At 43.8% G+C, this 752-nt stretch carries 2 protein-coding genes; one reads left to right on the forward strand and one right to left on the reverse strand.

The window, feature by feature from the left end:
- Positions 1-252: D-fructose-6-phosphate amidotransferase (locus tag R7040_RS26135; protein ID WP_318097531.1), on the forward strand; the 252-nt coding region annotated here is incomplete at its 5' end.
- Positions 253-373: 121 nt separating this feature from the next.
- On the opposite strand, the gene R7040_RS26140 is transcribed toward R7040_RS26135, so the two are convergent.
- Positions 374-752: MetQ/NlpA family ABC transporter substrate-binding protein (locus R7040_RS26140; protein WP_318097532.1), on the reverse strand; the 379-nt coding region annotated here is incomplete at its 5' end.

Here is a 752-nt window from a genome sequence, read left to right on the forward strand (position 1 = left end):
CGAGAGCTACTAGGATTAGCTATCGTGGTTTCAGTTGTTTTTGGTGTGCTCGGCGTGATGCTCGATCTTTTCGCGCTTACGGCGTTGTGGGAACATCAAGATGCAATTGCTCAGATCTTTTTTCATGAGTCGTTTTATTTCATTGCCTTCTTAATCCCGCCATTTTTCCTATGGAAGATCATCAATCGTTCTGATTTGGTTACCGCCGCACAAAACTATATCGCGCTAAAGTTAGAAGCAGAAAGTCGATAATCTAACTCCAAGTACGATTGATACCATTTGATATGACAGAGGCTCATGCTTTGTTTCATGAGCCTCTGTCATTTTGTCTCTCTAAGCAAGCAAGATAGCTTGCTCAAGGATTAATTCTTACTTAAAAGGCTGGTTCAATCGTTCCTTTGAAAGTGCTATTAAGGAAGTCGCGAATTTCTTGGGATTGGTAAATAGAGACGAACTTCTTGTAAGCCTCGTTGTTTCTGTCGGCTTCACGAGTCGCAATAACCATAACAGCGAGAGGTGCGTCTTTGGACTCTAGGAAAATACTTTGCTTCTTAGGATCTAAGCCTGAAGACATCACGTAATTCATCGTAATAGCTGCGGCATCAACGTCATCCAGCGTTCTTGGCAGCTGCGCCGCATCCACCTCAACGAACTCCAGTTCTTTTTGATTGCTCTTAATATCGGTTAACGCGGCTTTATGGCCAACACCTGGTTTACGCTCAATCAAGCCCGCATCAGCGAGTAGTAACAGC

This window comes from Vibrio sp. 1069 (assembly GCF_033340555.1).